Origin of the sequence: Staphylococcus sp. GDB20D11A (assembly GCF_016893255.1) — a bacterium.
Taxonomy (GTDB): domain Bacteria; phylum Bacillota; class Bacilli; order Staphylococcales; family Staphylococcaceae; genus Staphylococcus; species Staphylococcus aureus.
This window is the reverse complement of the sequence record NZ_JAFEPJ010000002.1, coordinates 1-23,929: the sequence shown is the minus strand read 5'-3', so window position 1 is coordinate 23,929 and position 23,929 is coordinate 1. Positions and strand designations below refer to the sequence as shown.

Below are 23,929 nucleotides of genomic sequence, written 5' to 3'. Positions count from 1 at the left end.
AACATATAAAGTAGTAAGAACTGTACCGAAACATGTCTTTGAAACAGCCAGAGGTGTGTTATACCCAGGTGTTTCAGATATGTATGATGCGAAACAATATGTTAAGCCAGTAAATAATTCTTGGTCGACAAATGCGCAACATATGAATTTCCAATTTGTTGGAACATATGGTCCTAACAAAGATGTTGTAGGAATATCTACTCGTCTTATTAGAGTGACATATGATAATAGACAAACAGAAGATTTAACTATTTTATCTAAAGTTAAGCCGGATCCACCGAGAATTGACGCAAATTCTGTGACATACAAAGCGGGTCTTACAAACCAAGAAATTAAAGTTAATAACGTATTAAATAACTCGTCAGTAAAATTATTTAAAGCAGATAATACACCATTAAATGTCACAAATATTACTCATGGTAGTGGTTTTAGTTCGGTTGTGACAGTAAGTGACGCGTTACCAAATGGCGGAATTAAAGCAAAATCTTCAATTTCAATGAACAATGTGACGTATACGACGCAAGACGAACATGGTCAAGTTGTTACAGTAACAAGAAATGAATCTGTTGATTCAAATGACAGTGCAACAGTAACAGTGACACCACAATTACAAGCAACTACTGAAGGCGCTGTATTTATTAAAGGTGGCGACGGTTTTGATTTCGGACACGTAGAAAGATTTATTCAAAACCCACCACATGGAGCAACGGTTGCATGGCATGATAATCCAGATACATGGAAGAATACAGTCGGCAACACTCATAAAACTGCGGTTGTAACATTACCTAGTGGTCAAGGTACGCGTAATGTTGAAGTTCCAGTAAAAGTTTATCCAGTTGCTAATGCTAAGGCGCCATCATGTGATGTGAAAGGTCAAAATTTGACTAATGGAACAGATGCGATGAACTACATTACATTTGATCCAAATACAAACACAAATGGTATCACTGCAGCATGGGCAAATAGACAACAACCTAATAACCAACAAGCAGGCGTGCAACATTTAAATGTCGATGTCACATATCCAGGTATTTCAGCTGCAAAACGTGTACCTGTTACTGTTAATGTATATCAATTTGAATTCCCTCAAACTACTTATACAACAACAGTTGGTGGCACTTTAGCAAGTGGTACGCAAGCATCAGGATATGCACATATGCAAAACGCTAATGGTTTACCAACAGATGGATTTACGTATAAATGGAATAATGCAGCAACGGGTACAAACGATGCAAACTGGGCAGCAATGAATAAACCGAATGCGGCTAAAGTCGTTAATGCAAAATATGATGTCATCTATAATGGACATACATTTGCAACATCTCTGCCAGCGAAGTTTGTAGTAAAAAATGTCCAACCAGCGAAACCAATTGTTACTGAATCGGCAGCAGGTGCAATTACGATCGCACCTGGAGCAAACCAAACAGTGAATACACATGCCGGTAACGTAACGACATACGCTGATAAATTAGTTATTAAACGTAACGGTAATGTTGTGACGACATTTACTCGTCATAATAATACGAGTCCATGGGTGAAAGAAGCATCTGCAGCAACTGTAGCAGGTATTGCTGGAACTAATAATGGTATTACTGTTGCAGCTGGTACTTTCAATCCTGCTGATACAATTCAAGTTGTTGCAACACAAGGTAGTGGTGAAACAATCAGTGACGAACAACGTAGTGATGATTTCACAGTTGTCGCACCTCAACCGAACCAAGCGACTACTAAGATTTGGCAAAATGGTCATATTGATATCACGCCTAATAACCCATCAGGGCATTTAATTAATCCAACTCAAGCAATGGATATTGCTTATACTGAAAAAATGGGTAATGGTGCAGAACATAGTAAGACAATTAATGTTGTTCGTGGTCAAAATAATCAATGGACAATCGCCAATAAGCCTGACTATGTAACGTTAGATCCACAAACTGGTAAAGTGACATTCAATGCCAATACTATCAAGCCAAATTCAGTAATTACCATTACACCGAAAGCAGGTACAGGTCACTCAGCAAGTAGTAATCCAAGTACATTAACTGCACCGGCAACTCATACTGTCAACACAACTGAAATTGTAAAAGATTATGGTTCTAATGTAACAGCAGCTGAAATTAACAATGCAGTTCAAGTTGCTAGTAAACGTACTGCAACGATTAAAAATGGCACAGCAATGCCTACTAATTTAGCTGGTGGTAGCACAACGATGATTCCTGTGACAGTAACTTACAATGATGGCAGTAGTGAAGAAGTACAAGAGTCCATTTTCACAAAAGCGGATAAACGTGAGTTAATCACAGCTAAAAATCATTTAGATGATCCAGTGAGTACAGATGGTAAAAAGCCAGGTACAATTACGCAGTACAATAATGCAATTCATAATGCGCAACAACAAATCAATACTGCGAAAACAGAAGCGCAACAAGTTATTAATAATGATCGTGCAACACCGCAACAAGTGAACGCAGCATTATCTAAAGTTCAAGCTGCACAAACTAAGATAAATGAAGCTAAAGCATTACTTCAAAATAAAGAAGATAATAGCCAATTAGTAACATCTAAAAATAACTTACAAAGTTCTGTGAACCAAGTTCCATCAACTGCTGGTATGACGCAACAAAGTATTGATAACTATAACGCGAAGAAGCGTGAAGCAGAAACTGAAATAACTGCAGCACAACGTGTTATAGACAATGGAGATGCAACTGCACAACAAATTTCAGATGAAAAACATCGTGTCGATAACGCATTAACAGCATTAAACCAAGCGAAACATGATTTAACTGCAGATACACATGCCTTAGAGCAAGCAGTGCAACAATTGAATCGCACAGGTACAACGACTGGTAAGAAACCAGCAAGTATTACTGCGTATAATAATTCGATTCGTGCACTTCAAAGTGACTTAACAAGTGCTAAAAATAGTGCCAATGCTATCATTCAGAAGCCAATAAGAACAGTGCAAGAGGTACAATCTGCATTAACAAATGTAAATCGTGTAAATGAGCGATTAACGCAAGCTATTAATCAATTAGTACCTTTAGCTGATAATAGTGCTTTAAGAACAGCTAAGACGAAACTTGATGAAGAAATCAATAAATCAGTAACTACTGATGGTATGACACAATCATCAATCCAAGCATATGAAAATGCTAAACGTGCGGGTCAAACAGAATCAACAAATGCACAAAATGTTATTAACAATGGTGATGCGACAGATCAACAAATTGCCGCAGAAAAAGCTAAAGTAGAAGAAAAATATAATAGCTTAAAACAAGCAATTGCTGGATTAACACCAGACTTGGCACCATTACAAGCTGCGAAAACTCAGTTGCAAAATGATATTGATCAGCCAACGAGTACGACTGGTATGACAAGCGCATCTGTTGCTACATTTAATGAAAAACTTTCAGCAGCTAGAACTAAAATTCAAGAAATTGATCGCGTACTGGCATCTCATCCAAATGTTGCAACGATTCGTCAAAACGTGACAGCAGCGAATGCTGCTAAGACAGCACTGGATCAAGCACGTAATGGCTTAACAGTCGATAAAGCGCCTTTAGAAAATGCGAAAAATCAACTACAACATAGTATTGACACGCAAACAAGTACAACTGGTATGACACAAGACTCTGTAAATGCTTATAATGCGAAGTTAACGGCTGCACGTAATAAGGTTCAACAAATCAATCAAGTATTAGCAGGTTCACCTACAGTAGATCAAATTAATACAAATACGACTGCAGCAAATCAAGCGAAATCTGATTTGGATCATGCACGTCAAGCTTTAACACCAGATAAAGCGCCGCTTCAAAATGCGAAAACGCAATTAGAACAAAGCATTAATCAACCAACGGATACAACAGGTATGACGACCGCTTCGTTAAATGCGTACAACCAAAAATTACAAGCAGCGCGTCAAAAGTTAACTGAAATTAATCAAGTGTTGAATGGCAATCCAACGGTCCAAAATATCAATGATAAAGTTAATGAAGCAAACCAAGCTAAGGATCAATTAAATACAGCACGTCAAGGTTTAACTTTAGATAGACAGCCAGCGTTAACAACATTACATGGTGCATCTAACTTAAACCAATCACAACAAAATAATTTCACGCAACAAATTAATGCTGCTCAAAATCATGCTGCGCTTGAAACAATTAAGTCTAACATTACAGCTTTAAATAATGCGATGACTAAGTTAAAAGAAAGCGTTGCTGATAATAATACAATTAAATCAGGTCAAAATTACACTGACGCAACACCAGCTAATAAACAAGCGTATGATAATGCAGTTAATGCGGCTAAAGGTGTCATTGGAGAAACGAATAATCCAACGATGGATGTTAACACAGTGAACCAAAAAGCAGCATCTGTGAAATCGACGAAAGATGCTTTAGATGGTCAACAAAACTTACAACGTGCGAAAACAGAAGCAACAAATGCGATTACGCATGCAAGTGATTTAAACCAAGCTCAAAAGAATGCATTAACACAACAAGTAAATAGTGCACAAAATGTACAAGCAGTAAATGATATTAAACAAACGACTCAAAGCTTAAATACTGCTATGACAGGTTTAAAACGTGGCGTTGCTAATCATAACCAAGTCGTACAAAGTGATAATTATGTCAACGCAGATACTAATAAGAAAAATGATTACAACAATGCATACAACCATGCGAATGACATTATTAATGGTAATGCACAACATCCAGTTATAACACCAAGTGATGTTAACAATGCTTTATCAAATGTCACAAGTAAAGAACATGCTTTGAATGGTGAAGCTAAGCTAAATGCTGCGAAGCAAGAAGCGAACACTGCATTAGGTCAATTAAATAATTTGAATAATGCACAACGTCAAAACTTACAATCGCAAATTAATGGTGCGCATCAAATCGAGACAGTTAATGCGATTAAGCAAAATGCAACTAACTTAAATAGTGCAATGGGTAATTTAAAACATGCTGTTGCAGATAAAGATCAAGTCAAACGTACAGAAGATTATGCGGATGCAGATACCGCTAAACAAAATGCATATAACAGTGCAGTTTCAAGTGCTGAAACAATCATTAATCAAACAGCTAATCCAACGATGTCTGTTGATGATGTTAATCGTGCAACTTCAGCTGTTACTACTAATAAAAATGCATTAAATGGTGATGAAAAATTAGCACAATCTAAAACAGATGCTGCAAGAGCAATTGATGCATTACCACATTTAAATAATGCACAAAAAGCAGATGTTAAATCTAAAATTAATGCTGCATCAAATATTGCTGGCGTAAATACTGTTAAACAACAAGGTACTGATTTAAATACTGCGATGGGTAACTTGCAAGGTGCGATCAACGATGAACAAACGACACTTAATAGTCAAAATTATCAAGATGCGACACCAAGTAAGAAAACAGCATACACAAATGCGGTACAAGCTGCGAAAGATATTTTAAATAAATCAAATGGTCAAAATAAAACGAAAGATCAAGTTGCTGAAGCGATGAATCAAGTGAATTCTGCTAAAAATAACTTAGATGGTACGCGTTTATTAGATCAAGCGAAGCAAACAGCGAAACAGCAGTTAAATAATATGACGCATTTAACAACTGCTCAAAAAACGAATTTAACAAATCAAATTAATAGTGGTACGACCGTCGCTGGTGTTCATACGGTTCAATCAAATGCGAATACATTAGATCAAGCGATGAATACGTTAAGACAAAGCATTGCCAACAAAGATGCAACTAAAGCAAGTGAAGATTACGTAGATGCTAATAATGATAAGCAAACAGCATATAACAACGCAGTAGCTGCTGCCGAAACGATTATTAATGCGAACAGTAATCCAGAAATGAATCCAAGTACGATTACACAAAAAGCAAATCAAGTGAATAGTTCTAAAACGGCACTTAACGGTGATGAAAACTTAGCTACGGCAAAACAAAATGCGAAAACGTACTTAAACTCATTGACGAGTATTACAGATGCTCAAAAGAACAATTTGATTAGTCAAATTAGTAGTGCGACAAGAGTTAGTGGTGTTGATACTGTAAAACAAAATGCACAACATCTAGATCAAGCTATGGCTAACTTACAAAATGGTATTAACAACGAATCTCAAGTGAAATCATCTGAGAAATATCGTGATGCTGATACAAATAAACAACAAGAGTATGATAATGCTATTACTGCAGCGAAAGCGATTTTAAATAAATCGACAGGTCCAAACACTGCGCAAAATGCAGTTGAGGCAGCATTGCAACGTGTGAATACTGCGAAAAATGCATTGAATGGTGATGCAAAATTAATTGCAGCTCAAAACGCAGCGAAACAACATCTAGGTACTTTAACGCATATCACTACAGCACAACGCAATGATTTAACAAATCAAATTTCACAAGCTACAAATTTAGCTGGTGTTGAATCTGTTAAGCAAAGTGCGAATAGTTTAGATGGTGCAATGGGTAACTTACAAACGGCTATCAACGATAAATCCGGAACATTAGCGAGCCAAAACTTCCTAGATGCTGATGAGCAAAAACGTAATGCTTACAATCAAGCTGTATCAGCTGCCGAAACAATTTTAAATAAACAAACTGGACCGAATACAGCGAAAACTGCAGTTGAACAAGCACTTAATAATGTTAATAGTGCGAAACATGCATTAAATGGTACGCAAAACTTAAATAATGCGAAACAAGCAGCGATTACAGCAATCAATGGCGCATCTGATTTAAATCAAAAACAAAAAGATGCATTAAAAGCACAAGCTAATGGTGCTCAACGCGTATCTAATGCACAAGATGTACAACGTAATGCGACTGAACTGAACACGGCAATGGGCACATTAAAACATGCCATCGCAGATAAGACGAATACGTTAGCAAGCAGTAAATATGTCAACGCCGATAGCACTAAACAAAATGATTACACAACTAAAGTTACCAATGCTGAACATATTATTAGCGGTACGCCAACGGTTGTTACGACACCTTCAGAAGTAACAGCTGCAGCTAATCAAGTAAACAGCGCGAAACAAGAATTAAATGGTGACGAAAGATTACGTGTAGCAAAACAAAACGCCAATACTGCTATTGATGCATTAACGCAATTAAATACTCCTCAAAAAGCTAAATTAAAAGAACAAGTGGGACAAGCCAATAGATTAGAAGACGTACAAACCGTTCAAACAAATGGACAAGCATTGAACAATGCAATGAAAGGCTTAAGAGATAGTATTGCTAATGAAACAACAGTCAAAGCAAGTCAAAACTATACAGACGCAAGTCCGAATAACCAATCAACATATAATAGCGCTGTGTCAAATGCGAAAGGTATCATTAATCAAACTAACAATCCGACTATGGATGCTAGTGCGATTACCCAAGCTACAACACAAGTGAATAATGCTAAAAATGGTTTGAACGGTGCTGAAAACTTAAGAAATGCACAAAACACTGCTAAGCAAAACTTAAATACGTTATCACACTTAACAAATAACCAAAAATCTGCAATCTCATCACAAATTGATCGTGCGGGTCATGTGAGTGAGGTAACAGCTGCTAAAAATGCAGCAACTGAGTTGAATACGCAAATGGGCAACTTGGAACAAGCTATTCATGATCAAAACACAGTTAAACAAGGTGTTAACTTCACTGATGCAGATAAAGCCAAACGTGATGCGTATACAAATGCGGTAAGCAGAGCAGAAACAATTCTGAACAAAACGCAAGGTGCAAATACGCCTAAACAAGATGTAGAAGCGGCTATTCAAAATGTTACTAGCGCTAAAAATGCATTGAATGGTGATCAAAATGTCACAAATGCGAAGAATACAGCTAAAAATGCATTAAATAATTTAACGTCTATTAATAATGCACAAAAACGTGACTTAACAACTAAAATTGATCAAGCAACAACAGTAGCTGGTGTTGAAGCGGTATCTAATACAGGTACACAATTGAATACAGCGATGGCTAACTTGCAAAATGGTATTAATGATAAAACGAATACTTTAGCGAGCGAAAACTATCTTGATGCTGATTCAGATAAGAAAACTGCTTATACTCAAGCCGTTACGAACGCAGAAAATATTTTAAATAAAAATAGTGGATCAAATTTAGACAAAGCTGCCGTTGAAAACGCGTTGTCACAAGTGACAAATGCGAAAGGTGCCCTAAATGGTAACCATAATTTAGAACAAGCTAAATCAAATGCAAACACTACTATAAACGGACTTCAACATTTAACAACTGCTCAAAAAGATAAATTGAAACAACAAGTGCAACAAGCACAAAATGTTGCAGGTGTAGATACTGTTAAATCAAGTGCCAACACATTAAATGGTGCTATGGGTACGTTAAGAAATAGCATTCAAGATAACACAGCTACGAAAAGGTGTCATTAATGCAACAAGCAATCCAAATATGGATGCTAATGCAATTAACCAAATCGCTACACAAGTAACATCAACGAAAAATGCATTAGATGGTACACATAATTTAACGCAAGCGAAACAAACAGCAACAAATGCGATTGATGGTGCTGCTAACTTAAATAAAGTGCAAAAAGATGCGTTAAAAGCACAAGTTACAAGTGCGCAACGTGTTGCAAATGTAACAAGTATCCAACAAACTGCAAATGAACTTAATACAGCAATGGGTCAATTACAACATGGTATTGATGATGAAAATGCAACAAAACAAACTCAAAAATATCGTGACGCTGAACAAAGTAAGAAAACTGCTTATGATCAAGCTGTAGCTGCTGCGAAAGCAATTTTAAATAAACAATCTGGATCAAATTCAGATAAAGCAGCAGTTGACCATGCATTACAACAAGTAACAAGTACGAAAGATGCATTGAATGGTGATGCGAAACTAGCAGAAGCGAAAGCGACAGCTAAACAAAATTTAGGTGCTTTAAACCATATTACGAATGCACAACGTAATGACTTAGAACGTCAAATCAATCAAGCGACGACTGTAGATGGGGTTAATACTGTAAAAACAAATGCCAATACATTAGACGGCGCAATGAATAGCTTACAAGGTTCAATCAATGATAAAGATGCGACATTAAGAAATCAAAATTATCTTGATGCAGATGAATCAAAACGTAACGCATATACTCAAGCTGTCACAGCAGCTGAAGGCATTTTAAATAAACAAACTGGTGGTAACACATCTAAAGCAGACGTTGATAATGCATTAAATACAGTTACAAGAGCGAAAGCGGCTTTAAATGGTGCTGAAAACTTAAGAAATGCGAAAACTTCAGCAACAAATACGATTAATGGTTTACCTAACTTAACACAATTACAAAAAGACAACTTGAAGCATCAAGTTGAACAAGCGCAAAATGTAGCTGGTGTAAATGGTGTTAAAGATAAAGGTAATACGTTAAATTCTGCCATGGGTGCATTACGTACAAGTATCCAAAATGATAATACGACGAAAACAAGTCAAAATTATCTTGATGCATCTGAAAGCAACAAAAATAATTACAATACTGCTGTAAATAATGCAAATGGTGTTATTAATGCAACGAACAATCCAAATATGGATGCTAATGCGATTAATGGCATGGCAAATCAAGTCAATACAACAAAAGCAGCGTTAAATGGTGCACAAAACTTAGCTCAAGCTAAAACAAATGCGACGAACACAATTAACAACGCACATGACTTAAACCAAAAACAAAAAGATGCATTAAAAACACAAGTTAACAATGCACAACGTGTATCTGATGCAAATAACGTTCAACGTACAGCTACTGAATTGAACGGCGCGATGACAGCACTTAAAGCAGCTATTGCTGATAAAGAAAGAACAAAAGCAAGCGGTAATTATGTCAATGCTGATCAAGAAAAACGTCAAGCGTATGATTCAAAAGTGACAAACGCAGAAAATATTATCAGTGGTACACCGAATGCGACATTAACAGTCAATGACGTAAATAGTGCGGCATCACAAGTCAATGCGGCTAAAACAGCATTAAATGGTGATAACAACTTACGTGTTGCTAAAGAAAATGCTAATAATACAATTGATGGCTTAGCGCAATTGAATAATGCACAAAAAGCGAAATTAAAAGAACAAGTTCAAAGTGCAACTACATTAGATGGCGTTCAAACTGTTAAAAATAGTTCTCAAACGTTGAATACAGCGATGAAAGGCTTAAGAGATAGTATTGCGAATGAAGCAACAATTAAAGCAGGGCAAAACTACACTGACGCAAGTCCAAATAATCGTAACGAGTACGACAGTGCAGTTTCTGCAGCAAAAGCAATCATTAATCAAACATCGAACCCAACGATGGAACCAAATACTATTACTCAAGCAACATCACAAGCGACAACTAAAGAACATGCATTAAATGGTGCGCAAAACTTAGCTCAAGCTAAGACAACTGCGAAAAACAACTTGAATAACTTAACATCAATTAACAATGCACAAAAAGATACATTAACGCATAGCATTGATGGTGCAACAACAGTAGCTGGTGTAAATCAAGAAACTGCAAAAGCAACAGAATTAAATAACGCAATGCACAGTTTACAAAATGGTATCAATGATGAGACACAAACAAAACAAACTCAGAAATACCTAGATGCAGAGCCAAGTAAGAAATCAGCTTATGATCAAGCTGTAAATGCAGCAAAAGCAATTTTAACAAAAGCTAGTGGTCAAAATGTAGACAAAGCAGCAGTTGAACAAGCATTACAAAATGTGAACAGTACGAAGACGGCGTTGAACGGTGATGCAAAATTAAATGAAGCGAAAGTCGCTGCGAAACAAACGTTAGGTACATTGACACACATTAATAATGCACAACGTAATGCGTTAGATAATGAAATTACACAAGCAACAAATGTTGATGGTGTTAATACAGTTAAAGCCAAAGCGCAACAATTAGATGGTGCTATGGGTCAATTAGAAACATCAATTCGTGATAAAGACACGACGTTGCCAAATGTTCAAACTGTTCGTGATAATGCACAAACATTAAACACTGCAATGAAAGGTCTACGAGATAGCATTGCGAATGAAGCAACGATTAAAGCAGGTCAAAACTACACGGATGCAAGTCAAAACAAACAAACTGACTACAACAATGCAGTCACTGCAGCAAAAGCAATCATTGGTCAAACAACTAGTCCAACGATGAATGCGCAAGAAATTGATCAAGCGAAAGACCAAGTGACAGCTAAACAACAAGCGTTAAATGGTCAAGAAAACTTAAGAACTGCACAAACAAATGCGAAGCAACATTTGAATGGCTTAAGTGACTTAACTAATGCACAAAAAGATGCAGCGAAACGTCAAATCGAGGGTGCAACGCATGTTAATGAAGTAACACAAGCACAAAATAATGCGGATGCATTAAATACAGCTATGACGAACTTGAAAAATGGTATTCAAGATCAAAATACGATTAAGCAAGGTGTTAACTTCACTGATGCAGATGAAGCGAAACGTAATGCATATACAAATGCAGTGACGCAAGCTGAACAAATTTTAAATAAAGCACAAGGTCCAAATACTGCAAAAGACAATGTCGAAACTGCGTTACAAAATGTACAACGTGCTAAAAACGAATTGAACGGTAATCAAAATGTTGCGAACGCTAAGACAACTGCGAAAAATGCATTGAATAACCTTACATCAATTAATAATGCACAAAAAGCAGCATTGAAATCACAAATTGAAGGTGCGACAACAGTTGCAGGTGTAAATCAAGTGTCTACAACGGCATCTGAATTAAATACTGCAATGAGCAACTTACAAAATGGTATTAATGATGAAGCAGCTACAAAAGCAGCTCAGAAATATACTGATGCAGATAGAGAAAAACAAACTGCATACAATGATGCTGTAACAGCAGCTAAAACGTTATTAGATAAAACAGCTGGTTCAAATGACAATAAAACAGCAGTTGAACAAGCTTTACAACGTGTGAATAATGCTAAAACAGCATTAAATGGTGACGCGCGATTAAATGAAGCGAAGAACACAGCTAAACAACAATTAGCGACAATGTCACATTTAACTAATGCTCAAAAAGCAAACTTAACATCGCAAATTGAACGCGGTACGACTGTTGAAGGTGTTCAAGGTATTCAAGCTAATGCCGGTACTTTAGATCAAGCAATGAATCAATTAAGACAAAGTATTGCTTCTAAAGATGCGACTAAATCAAGTGAAGATTATCAAGACGCGAATGCAGATTTACAAACTGCATACAATGATGCGGTAACTAATGCTGAGGGTATTATTAGTGCAACGAATAACCCTGAAATGAATCCAGATACGATTAATCAAAAAGCGAGCCAAGTGAACAGTGCGAAGTCTGCATTGAACGGTGATGAAAAATTAGCAGATGCAAAACAAAATGCGAAATCAGACATCGGTCATTTATCAGACTTAAACAATGCACAACGAACTGCGGCAAATGCAGAAGTGGATCATGCACCAAACCTTGCGGCGGTTACAGCGGCTAAAAATAAAGCAACATCGTTAAATACAGCGATGGGTAATTTGAAACATGCACTTGCTGAAAAGGATAATACGAAGCGAAGCGTCAATTACACAGATGCAGATCAACCAAAACAACAAGCGTATGATACTGCGGTTACACAAGCAGAAGGAATTACTAATGCTAATGGCAGCAACGCGAATGAAACACAAGTTCAAGCAGCGCTTAACCAATTGAATCAAGCTAAAAATGACTTGAATGGTGATAATAAAGTTGCTCAAGCGAAAGAAGCAGCGAAACGTGCATTAGCTTCATATAGTAACTTGAATAATGCGCAATCAACTGCAGCAACTAGTCAAATTGACAATGCAACTACAGTAGCAGACGTAACTGCTGCACAAAATACTGCTAATGAATTAAATACAGCAATGGGTCAACTTCAAAATGGTATTAATGACCAAAACACTGTTAAACAACAAGTGAACTTTACAGATGCTGACCAAGGTAAGAAAGATGCTTACACAAATGCTGTTACGAATGCTCAAGGTATTTTAGATAAAGCACACGGTCAAAATATGACGAAAGCACAAGTTGAAGCTGCATTAAATCAAGTAACAACTGCTAAGAATGCTTTAAACGGTGACGCAAATGTAAGACAAGCAAAATCAGATGCGAAAGCAAACTTAGGTACATTAACACACTTAAATAATGCACAAAAACAAGATTTAACATCACAAATCGAAGGCGCGACAACAGTCAACGGTGTAAATGGTGTTAAAACGAAAGCACAAGACTTAGATGGTGCAATGCAACGATTACAATCAGCTATAGCAAATAAAGATCAAACTAAAGCGAACGAAAATTACATCGACGCAGATCCAACTAAGAAAACAGCATTTGATAATGCTATCACACAAGCTGAATCTTACTTAAATAAAGATCACGGTGCGAATAAAGATAAGCAAGCTGTTGAACAAGCAATTCAAAGTGTAACGTCTACTGAAAATGCTTTGAACGGTGACGCGAACTTACAACGCGCTAAAACTGAAGCTACACAAGCTATCGATAACTTGACACATTTGAATACACCACAAAAAACAGCATTAAAACAACAAGTGAACGCTGCGCAACGTGTATCAGGTGTAACTGATCTGGAAAATAGTGCTACATCACTTAATAATGCGATGGATCAATTAAAACAAGCAATTGCTGATCATGACACAATTGTAGCTGGTGGTAATTACACTAACGCGAGTCCTGATAAGCAAGGTGCTTATACTGATGCATATAATGCTGCGAAAAACATTGTAAATGGTTCACCTAATGTGATTACAAATGCAGCAGATGTTACAGCAGCAACACAACGTGTTAATAATGCTGAAACAGGTTTAAACGGTGATACAAACTTAGCAACTGCGAAGCAACAAGCTAAAGATGCATTACGTCAAATGACACATTTATCTGATGCACAAAAACAAAGTATTACTGGTCAAATTGATAGCGCGACACAAGTAACTGGCGTTCAAAGTGTGAAAGACAACGCGACAAATCTTGATAATGCAATGAATCAACTTCGAAATAGTATTGCGAATAAAGATGAAGTAAAAGCGAGTCAACCATATGTTGATGCTGATAGAGATAAACAAAATGCATACAATACAGCTGTTACAAGTGCTGAAAATATCATTAATGCAACGAGCCAGCCGACACTTGATCCATCTGCAGTAACACAAGCAGCAAATCAAGTGAACACTAATAAAACTGCGCTTAATGGTGCACAAAACTTAGCGAATAAAAAGCAAGAAACGACTGCTAACATCAACCAATTAAGTCATTTAAATAATGCTCAAAAGCAAGATTTAAATACGCAAGTGACAAATGCACCAAATATTAGCACAGTAAATCAAGTGAAAACTAAAGCTGAACAATTAGATCAAGCAATGGAACGTTTAATCAACGGAATCCAAGACAAAGATCAAGTGAAACAAAGTGTTAACTTTACAGATGCAGATCCAGAAAAACAAACAGCATATAACAATGCGGTAACTGCTGCTGAAAATATTATTAATCAAGCAAATGGTACAAATGCGAACCAATCACAAGTTGAAGCAGCACTTTCAACTGTAACAACTACGAAACAAGCGTTGAATGGTGATAGAAAAGTAACAGATGCTAAAAACAATGCAAACCAAACATTATCTACGTTAGATAACTTAAACAATGCACAAAAAGGTGCTGTTACTGGAAACATCAATCAAGCGCACACTGTAGCCGAAGTAACGCAAGCCATTCAAACAGCTCAGGAACTAAATGCAGCGATGGGTAACTTGAAAAATAGCTTGAATGATAAAGACAATACACTTGGCAGTCAAAACTTTGCAGATGCAGATCCAGAGAAGAAAAATGCATACAATGAAGCGGTTCGTAATGCTGAAAATATTTTAAATAAATCTACAGGTACAAACGTGCCTAAAGATCAAGTTGAAGCAGCTATGAATCAAGTGAATACTACAAAAGCAGCGCTTAATGGTACTCAAAACCTTGAAAAAGCTAAACAACACGCAAATACAGCGATTGACGGTTTAAGCCATTTAACAAATGCACAAAAAGAGGCATTAAAACAATTGGTACAACAATCGACTACTGTTGCAGAAGCACAAGGTAATGAACAAAAAGCAAACAATGTTGATGCAGCAATGGACAAATTACGTCAAAGTATTGCAGATAATGCGACAACAAAACAAAACCAAAATTATACTGATTCAAGTCCGAATAAAAAGGATGCGTACAATAATGCTGTCACAACTGCACAAGGTATTATTGATCAAACTACAAGTCCAACTTTAGATCCGACTGTTATCAATCAAGCTGCTGGACAAGTAAGCACAACTAAAAATGCATTAAATGGTAATGAAAACCTAGAGGCAGCGAAACAACAAGCGACACAATCATTAGGTTCATTAGACAACTTAAATAATGCGCAAAAACAAGCAGTTACTGATCAAATTAATGGCGCGCATACTGTTGAAGAAGCAAATCAAATTAAACAAAATGCGCAAAACTTAAATACAGCGATGGGTAACTTGAAACAAGCGATAGCTGACAAAGATGCTACGAAAGCAACAGTAAACTTCACTGATGCAGATCAAGCAAAACAACAAGCATATAACACTGCTGTTACAAATGCTGAAAATATCATTTCAAAAGCTAATGGTGGCAATGCAACACAATCAGAAGTTGAACAAGCAATCCAACAAGTTAATGCAACAAAACAAGCATTAAATGGTAATGCCAACGTTCAACATGCAAAAGACGAAGCAACAGCATTAATTAATAGCTCTAATGACCTTAACCAAGCACAAAAAGACGCATTAAAACAACAAGTTCAAAATGAAACTACTGTTGCTGGTGTAAACAATGTTAAACAAACAGCACAAGAGTTAAACAATGCAATGACACAATTAAAACAAGGCATTGCAGATAAAGAACAAACAAAAGCTGATGGTAACTTTGTCAATGCAGATCCTGACAAACAAAATGCATATAAACAAGCAGTAGCGAAAGCTGAAGCATTAATTAGTGGTACGCCTGATGTTGTCGTTACACCTAGCGAAATTAGTGCAGCGTTAAATAAAGTTACGCAAGCTAAAAATGATTTAAATGGTAATACGAACTTAGCATCGGCGAAACAAAATGTTCAACATGCTATTGATCAATTGCCAAACTTGAATCAAGCGCAACGTGATGAATACAGCAAACAAATCACGCAAGCAACACTTGTACCTAACGTCAATGCTATTCAACAAGCGGCAACTACGCTTAATGATGCGATGACACAATTGAAACAAGGTATTGCGAATAAAGCACAAATTAAAGGTAGCGAGAACTATCACGATGCTGATACTGACAAGCAAACAGCATATGACAATGCAGTAACTAAAGCAGAAGAATTGTTAAAACAAACAACAAATCCAACAATGGATCCAAATACAATTCAACAAGCATTAACTAAAGTGAATGATACAAATCAAGCACTTAACGGTAATCAAAAATTAGCTGATGCCAAACAAGCTGCTAAGACAAATCTTGGCACATTAGATCATTTAAATGATGCTCAAAAACAAGCGTTAACAACACAAGTTGAACAAGCACCAGATATTGCAACAGTTAATAATGTTAAGCAAAATGCTCAAAATCTGAATAATGCAATGACTAACTTAAGTAATGCATTACAAGATAAAACTGAGACATTAAATAGCATTAACTTTACTGATGCAGATCAAGCTAAGAAAGATGCTTATACTAATGCAGTTGCACAAGCAGAAGGTATTTTATCTAAAGCAAATGGCAACAATGCAAGTCAAACTGAAGTGGAACAAGCGATGCAACGTGTGAACGAAGCGAAACAAGCATTGAATGGTAATGACAATGTACAACGTGCAAAAGATGCAGCGAAACAAGTTATTACAAATGCGAATGATTTAAATCAAGCGCAAAAAGATGCATTAAAACAACAAGTCGATGCTGCGCAAACTGTTGCAAATGTAAACACAATTAAGCAAACAGCACAAGATTTAAATCAAGCAATGACACAATTGAAACAAGGTATTGCAGATAAAGACCAAACTAAAGCAAATGGTAACTTTGTCAATGCTGATACTGATAAGCAAAATGCTTACAACAATGCGGTAGCACATGCTGAACAAATCATTAGTGGTACACCAAATGCAAACGTGGATCCACAACAAGTGACTCAAGCTAAGGGTGATTTAAACGGTAACCATAACTTACAAGTTGCTAAAGACAATGCGAATACTGCCATTGATCAGTTACCAAACTTAAATCAACCACAAAAAACAGCATTAAAAGACCAAGTGTCACATGCAGAACTTGTTACAGGTGTTAATGCTATTAAGCAAAATGCTGATGCATTAAATAATGCAATGGGTACGTTGAAACAACAAATTCAAGCAAACAGTCAAGTACCGCAATCAGTTGACTTTACACAAGCGGATCAAGACAAACAACAAGCATATAACAATGCAGCTAACCAAGCGCAACAAATCGCAAATGGCACACCAACACCTGTATTGACGCCTGATACAGTAACACAAGCAATTACAACTATGAATCAAGCGAAAGATGCATTAAACGGTGATGAAAAATTAGCGCAAGCGAAACAAGATGCAATAGCAAATCTTGATACGTTACGTGACTTAAATCAACCACAACGTGATGCGTTACGTAATCAAATCAACCAAGCACAAGCGTTAGCTACAGTTGAACAAACTAAACAAAATGCACAAAATGTGAATACAGCAATGAGTAACTTGAAACAAGGTATTGCAAATAAAGATACCGTCACAGCAAGTGAAAACTATCATGATGCTGATGCCGATAAGCAAACAGCATATACAAATGCAGTGTCTCAAGCGGAAGGTATTATCAATCAAACGACAAATCCAACGCTTAACCCAGATGATATTACTCGTGCATTAACTCAAGTGACTGATGCTAAAAATGGCTTAAACGGTGAAGCTAAATTGGCAACTGAAAAACAAAATGCCAAAGATGCTGTCAACGCAATGACACATTTAAACGATGCTCAAAAACAAGCATTAAAAGGTCAAATCGATCAATCGCCTGAAATTGCAAGAGTAACTCAAGTTAAACAAACAGCAACGAGCCTAGATCAAGCAATGAATCAATTATCACAAGCTATTAATGATAAGACTCAAACATTAACGGATGGTAATTATTTAAATGCAGATCCTGACAAACAAAATGCGTATAAACAGGCCGTAGCAAAAGCTGAAGCATTATTGAATAAACAAAGTGGTACTAATGAAGTACAAGCACAAGTTGAAAGCATCACTAATGAAGTGAACGCAGCGAAACAAGCATTAAATGGTAATGATAATTTAGCGAATGCTAAGCAACAAGCGAAACAACAACTGGCGAATCTAACACACTTAAATGATGCACAAAAACAATCATTTGAAAGTCAAATTACTCAAGCGCCACTTGTTACAGATGTCACTACAATTAATCAAAAAGCGCAAACATTAGATCATGCGATGGAATTATTAAGAAATAGTATTGCAGATAACCAAGCGACATTAGCGTCTGAAGATTATCATGATGCAACTGCACAAAGACAAAATGACTATAACCAAGCTGTAACAGCTGCTAATAACATCATTAATCAAACAACGTCACCTACGATGAATCCAGATGAAGTTAATAGTGCAACGACACAAGTGAATAACACGAAAGTTGCATTAGATGGTGATGAAAACCTTGTAGCAGCTAAGCAACAAGCGAACAATAGACTTGATCAATTAGATCATTTAAATAATGCGCAAAAGCAACAGTTACAATCACAAATTACGCAATCATCTGATATTGCAGCAGTTAATGGTCACAAGCAAACTGCAGAATCTTTAAATACCGCAATGGGTAACTTAATCAATGCGATTGCAGATCATCAAGCCGTTGAACAACGTGGTAACTTCATCAATGCTGATACTGATAAACAAACTGCTTATACTACAGCGGTAAATGAAGCAGAAGCCATGATTAACAAACAAACTGGTCAAAATGCGAACCAACCAGAAGTAGAACAAGCTATTACTAAAGTTCAAACTACACTTCAAGCGTTAAATGGAGATCATAACTTACAAGTTGCTAAAACAAATGCGACGCAAGCAATTGATGCTTTAACAAGCTTAAATGATCCTCAAAAAACAGCATTAAAAGACCAAGTTACTGCTGCAACTTTAGTAACTGCAGTTCATCAAATTGAACAAAATGCGAATACGCTTAACCAAGCAATGCATGGCTTAAGAGAAAGTATTCAAGATAACGCAGCAACTAAAGCAAATAGCAAATATATCAACGAAGATCAACCAGAGCAACAAAACTACGATCAAGCAGTGCAAGCTGCAAATAACATTATCAATGAGCAAACAGCGACATTAGATAACAATGTGATTAATCAAGCAGCGACAACTGTGAATACAACGAAAGCAGCATTACATGGTGATGTGAAGTTACAAAATGATAAAGATCATGCGAAACAAACGGTTAGTCAATTAGCACATCTAAACAATGCACAAAAACATATGGAAGACACGTTAATTGATAACGAAACAACTAGAACAGCAGTTAAGCAAGATTTGACTGAAGCACAAGCATTAGATCAACTTATGGATGCATTACAACAAAGTATTGCTGACAAAGATGCAACACGTGCGAGTAGTGCATATGTCAATGCAGAACCGAATAAAAAACAAGCATATGATGAAGCAGTTCAAAATGCTGAGTCTATCATTGCAGGATTAAATAATCCGACTATCAATAAAGGAAATGTATCAAGTGCGACACAAGCAGTGACAACATCTAAAAATGGTTTAGATGGTGTTGAACGATTAGCTCAAGATAAGCAAACAGCTGGAAATTCTCTGAATCATTTAGATCAATTAACACCAGCTCAACAACAAGCGTTAGAAAATCAAATTAATAATGCAACAACTCGTGATAAAGTGGCTGAAATCATTGCACAAGCGCAAGCATTAAATGAAGCGATGAAAGCATTAAAAGAAAGTATTAAAGATCAACCACAAACTGAAGCAAGTAGTAAATTTATTAACGAGGATCAAGCGCAAAAAGATGCTTATACGCAAGCAGTACAACACGCGAAAGATTTGATTAACAAAACAACTGATCCTACATTAGCTAAATCAATCATTGATCAAGCGACACAGGCAGTGACTGATGCTAAAAACAACTTACATGGTGATCAAAAATTAGCTCAAGATAAGCAACGTGCAACAGAAACGTTAAATAACTTGTCTAACTTGAATACACCACAACGTCAAGCACTTGAAAATCAAATCAATAATGCAGCAACTCGTGGCGAAGTAGCACAAAAATTAACTGAGGCACAAGCACTTAACCAAGCAATGGAAGCATTACGTAATAGCATTCAAGATCAACAGCAAACAGAAGCGGGTAGCAAGTTTATCAATGAAGATAAGCCACAAAAAGATGCATACCAAGCAGCAGTACAACATGCCAAAGATTTGATTAATCAAACTAGCAATCCAACGCTTGATAAAGCACAAGTTGAACAATTGACACAAGGTGTTAACCAAGCTAAAGATAACCTACATGGTGATCAAAAACTTGCAGACGATAAACAACATGCAGTTACTGATTTAAATCAATTAAATAGTTTAAATAATCCGCAACGTCAAGCTCTTGAAAGTCAAATAAACAACGCAGCAACTCGTGATGAAGTAGCGCAAAAATTAGCTGAAGCACAAGCGCTTGATCAAGCAATGCAAGCATTACGTAATAGTATTCAAGATCAACAACAAACAGAATCTGGTAGCAAGTTTATCAATGAAGATAAGCCACAAAAAGATGCATACCAAGCAGCAGTACAACATGCCAAAGATTTAATTAACCAAACAGGTAATCCAACACTCGACAAATCACAAGTGGAACAATTAACACAAGCAGTAACAACTGCAAAAGATAACCTACATGGTGATCAAAAACTTGCTCGTGATCAACAACAAGCAGTAACGACTGTTAATGCATTACCAAACTTAAATCATGCGCAACAACAAGCTTTAACTGATGCTATAAATGCAGCGCCTACAAGAACAGAGGTTGCACAACATGTTCAAACTGCTACTGAACTTGATCACGCGATGGAAACATTGAAAAATAAAGTTGATCAAGTGAATACAGATAAGGCTCAACCAAATTACACTGAAGCGTCAACTGATAAAAAAGAAGCAGTAGATCAAGCGTTACAAGCTGCAGAAAGCATTACAGATCCAACTAATGGTTCAAATGCGAATAAAGACGCTGTAGAACAAGCATTAACTAAGCTTCAAGAAAAAGTAAATGAGTTAAATGGTAATGAGAGAGTCGCTGAAGCTAAAACACAAGCGAAACAAACTATTGACCAATTAACACATTTAAATGCTGAACAAATTGCAACTGCTAAACAAAATATTGATCAAGCGACGAAACTTCAACCAATTGCTGAATTAGTAGATCAAGCAACGCAATTGAATCAATCTATGGATCAATTACAGCAAGCAGTTAATGAACATGCTAACGTTGAGCAAACTGTAGATTACACGCAAGCAGATTCAGATAAGCAAAATGCTTATAAACAAGCTATTGCAGAAGCTGAAAATGTATTAAAACAAAATTCGAATAAGCAACAAGTGGATCAAGCACTTCAAAACATTTTAAATGTAAAACAAGCATTAAATGGAGATGAACGTGTAGCACTTGCTAAAACAAATGGTAAACATGACATCGACCAATTGAATGCATTAAACAATGCTCAACAAGATGGATTTAAAGGTCGCATCGATCAATCAAACGATTTAAATCAAATCCAACAAATTGTAGATGAGGCTAAGGCACTTAATCGTGCAATGGATCAATTGTCACAAGAAATCACTGGCAATGAAGGACGCACGAAAGGTAGCACGAACTATGTCAATGCAGATACACAAGTTAAACAAGTGTATGATGAAGCGGTTGATAAAGCGAAACAAGCACTTGATAAATCGACAGGTCAAAACTTAACTGCAGAACAAGTTATCAAATTAAATGATGCAGTCACTGCAGCTAAGCAAGCATTAAATGGTGAAGAAAGACTTAATAATCGTAAGTCTGAAGCATTACAAAGATTGGATCAATTAACACATCTAAACAATGCTCAAAGACAATTGGCAACCCAACAAATTAATAATGCTGAAACGCTAAATAAAGCATCTCGAGCAATTAATAGAGCAACTAAATTAGATAATGCAATGGGTGCAGTACAACAATATATTGACGAACAGCACCTTGGTGTTATCAGCAGCACAAATTACATCAATGCAGATGATAATTTGAAAGCAAATTATGATAATGCAATTGCGAATGCAGCACATGAGTTAGATAAAGTGCAAGGTAATGCAATTGCAAAAGCTGAAGCAGAGCAATTGAAACAAAATATTATCGATGCTCAAAATGCATTAAATGGAGACCAAAACCTTGCAAATGCCAAAGATAAAGCAAATGCGTTTGTTAATTCGTTAAATGGATTAAATAAACAGCAACAAGATCTTGCACATAATGCAATTAACAATGCCGATACTGTATCAGATGTAACAGATATTGTTAATAATCAAATTGACTTAAATAATGCAATGGAAACATTGAAACATTTAGTTGACAATGAAATTCCAAATGCAGAGCAAACTGTCAATTACCAAAACGCTGACGATAATGCTAAAACAAACTTCGATGATGCTAAACGTCTAGCAAATACATTGCTAAATAGTGATAATACAAATGTGAATGATATCAATGGCGCAATTCAATCAGTCAATGATGCAATCCAAAATCTTAATGGTGATCAACGACTACAAGATGCTAAAGACAAGGCAATTCAATCGATTAATCAAGCTTTAGCTAATAAGCTAAAAGAAATCGAAGCTTCAAATGCGACGGATCAAGACAAGCTTATTGCGAAAAATAAAGCAGAAGAACTGGCAAACAACATCATTAATAACATTAATAAAGCAACAAGTAATCAGGATGTATCTCAAGTTCAAACAGCTGGCAACCAAGCGATTGAACAAGTGCATGCCAATGAAATACCGAAAGCTAAAATTGATGCAAATAAAGATGTTGATAAGCAAGTTCAAGCATTAATTGACGAAATTGATCGAAATCCAAATCTAACAGATAAGGAAAAACAAGCACTTAAAGACCGTATTAATCAAATGCTTCAACAAGGTCATAACGACATTAACAATGCGCTGACTAAAGAAGAAATTGAGCAGGCAATAGCACAACTTGCACAAGCATTACAAGAAATCAAAGATTTAGTGAAAGCTAAAGAAGATGCGAAACAAGATGTTGATAAACAAGTTCAAGCATTAATTGATGAAATTGATCGAAATCCAAATCTAACAGATAAGGAAAAACAAGCACTTAAAGACCGTATTAATCAAATACTTCAACAAGGTCATAACGACATTAACAATGCGATGACTAAAGAAGGAATTGAACAGGCAAAAGAGCGTTTAGCACAAGCATTACAAGGCATCAAAGATTTAGTGAAAGCTAAAGAAGATACGAAGCAAGATGTTGATAAACGTGTACAAGCTTTAATTGACGAAATCGATCGAAATCCAAATCTAACAGATAAGGAAAAACAAGCACTCAAAGATCGAATAAATCAAATCTTGCAACAAGGTCATAACGGCATTAACAATGCGATGACTAAAGAAGAGATTGAGCAAGCAAAAGAGCGTTTAGCACAAGCATTACAAGACATCAAAGATTTAGTGAAAGCTAAAGAAGATGCGAAAAATAAAATAAAAGCCTTAGCTAATGCGAAGTGAAATGCTCCCTTCAAAGT

Annotated in this window: 1 pseudogene (cut by a window edge); it reads left to right on the top strand. The window is 36.3% G+C overall.

The features are described 5' to 3' along the window. A pseudogene (ebh, locus tag JV528_RS01040) lies at window positions 1-23,909 on the top strand (hyperosmolarity resistance protein Ebh) (its annotated part extends 5,258 nt beyond the left edge of the window); the annotation flags it as partial. Between the last annotated feature and the right edge of the window lie 20 nt (window positions 23,910-23,929).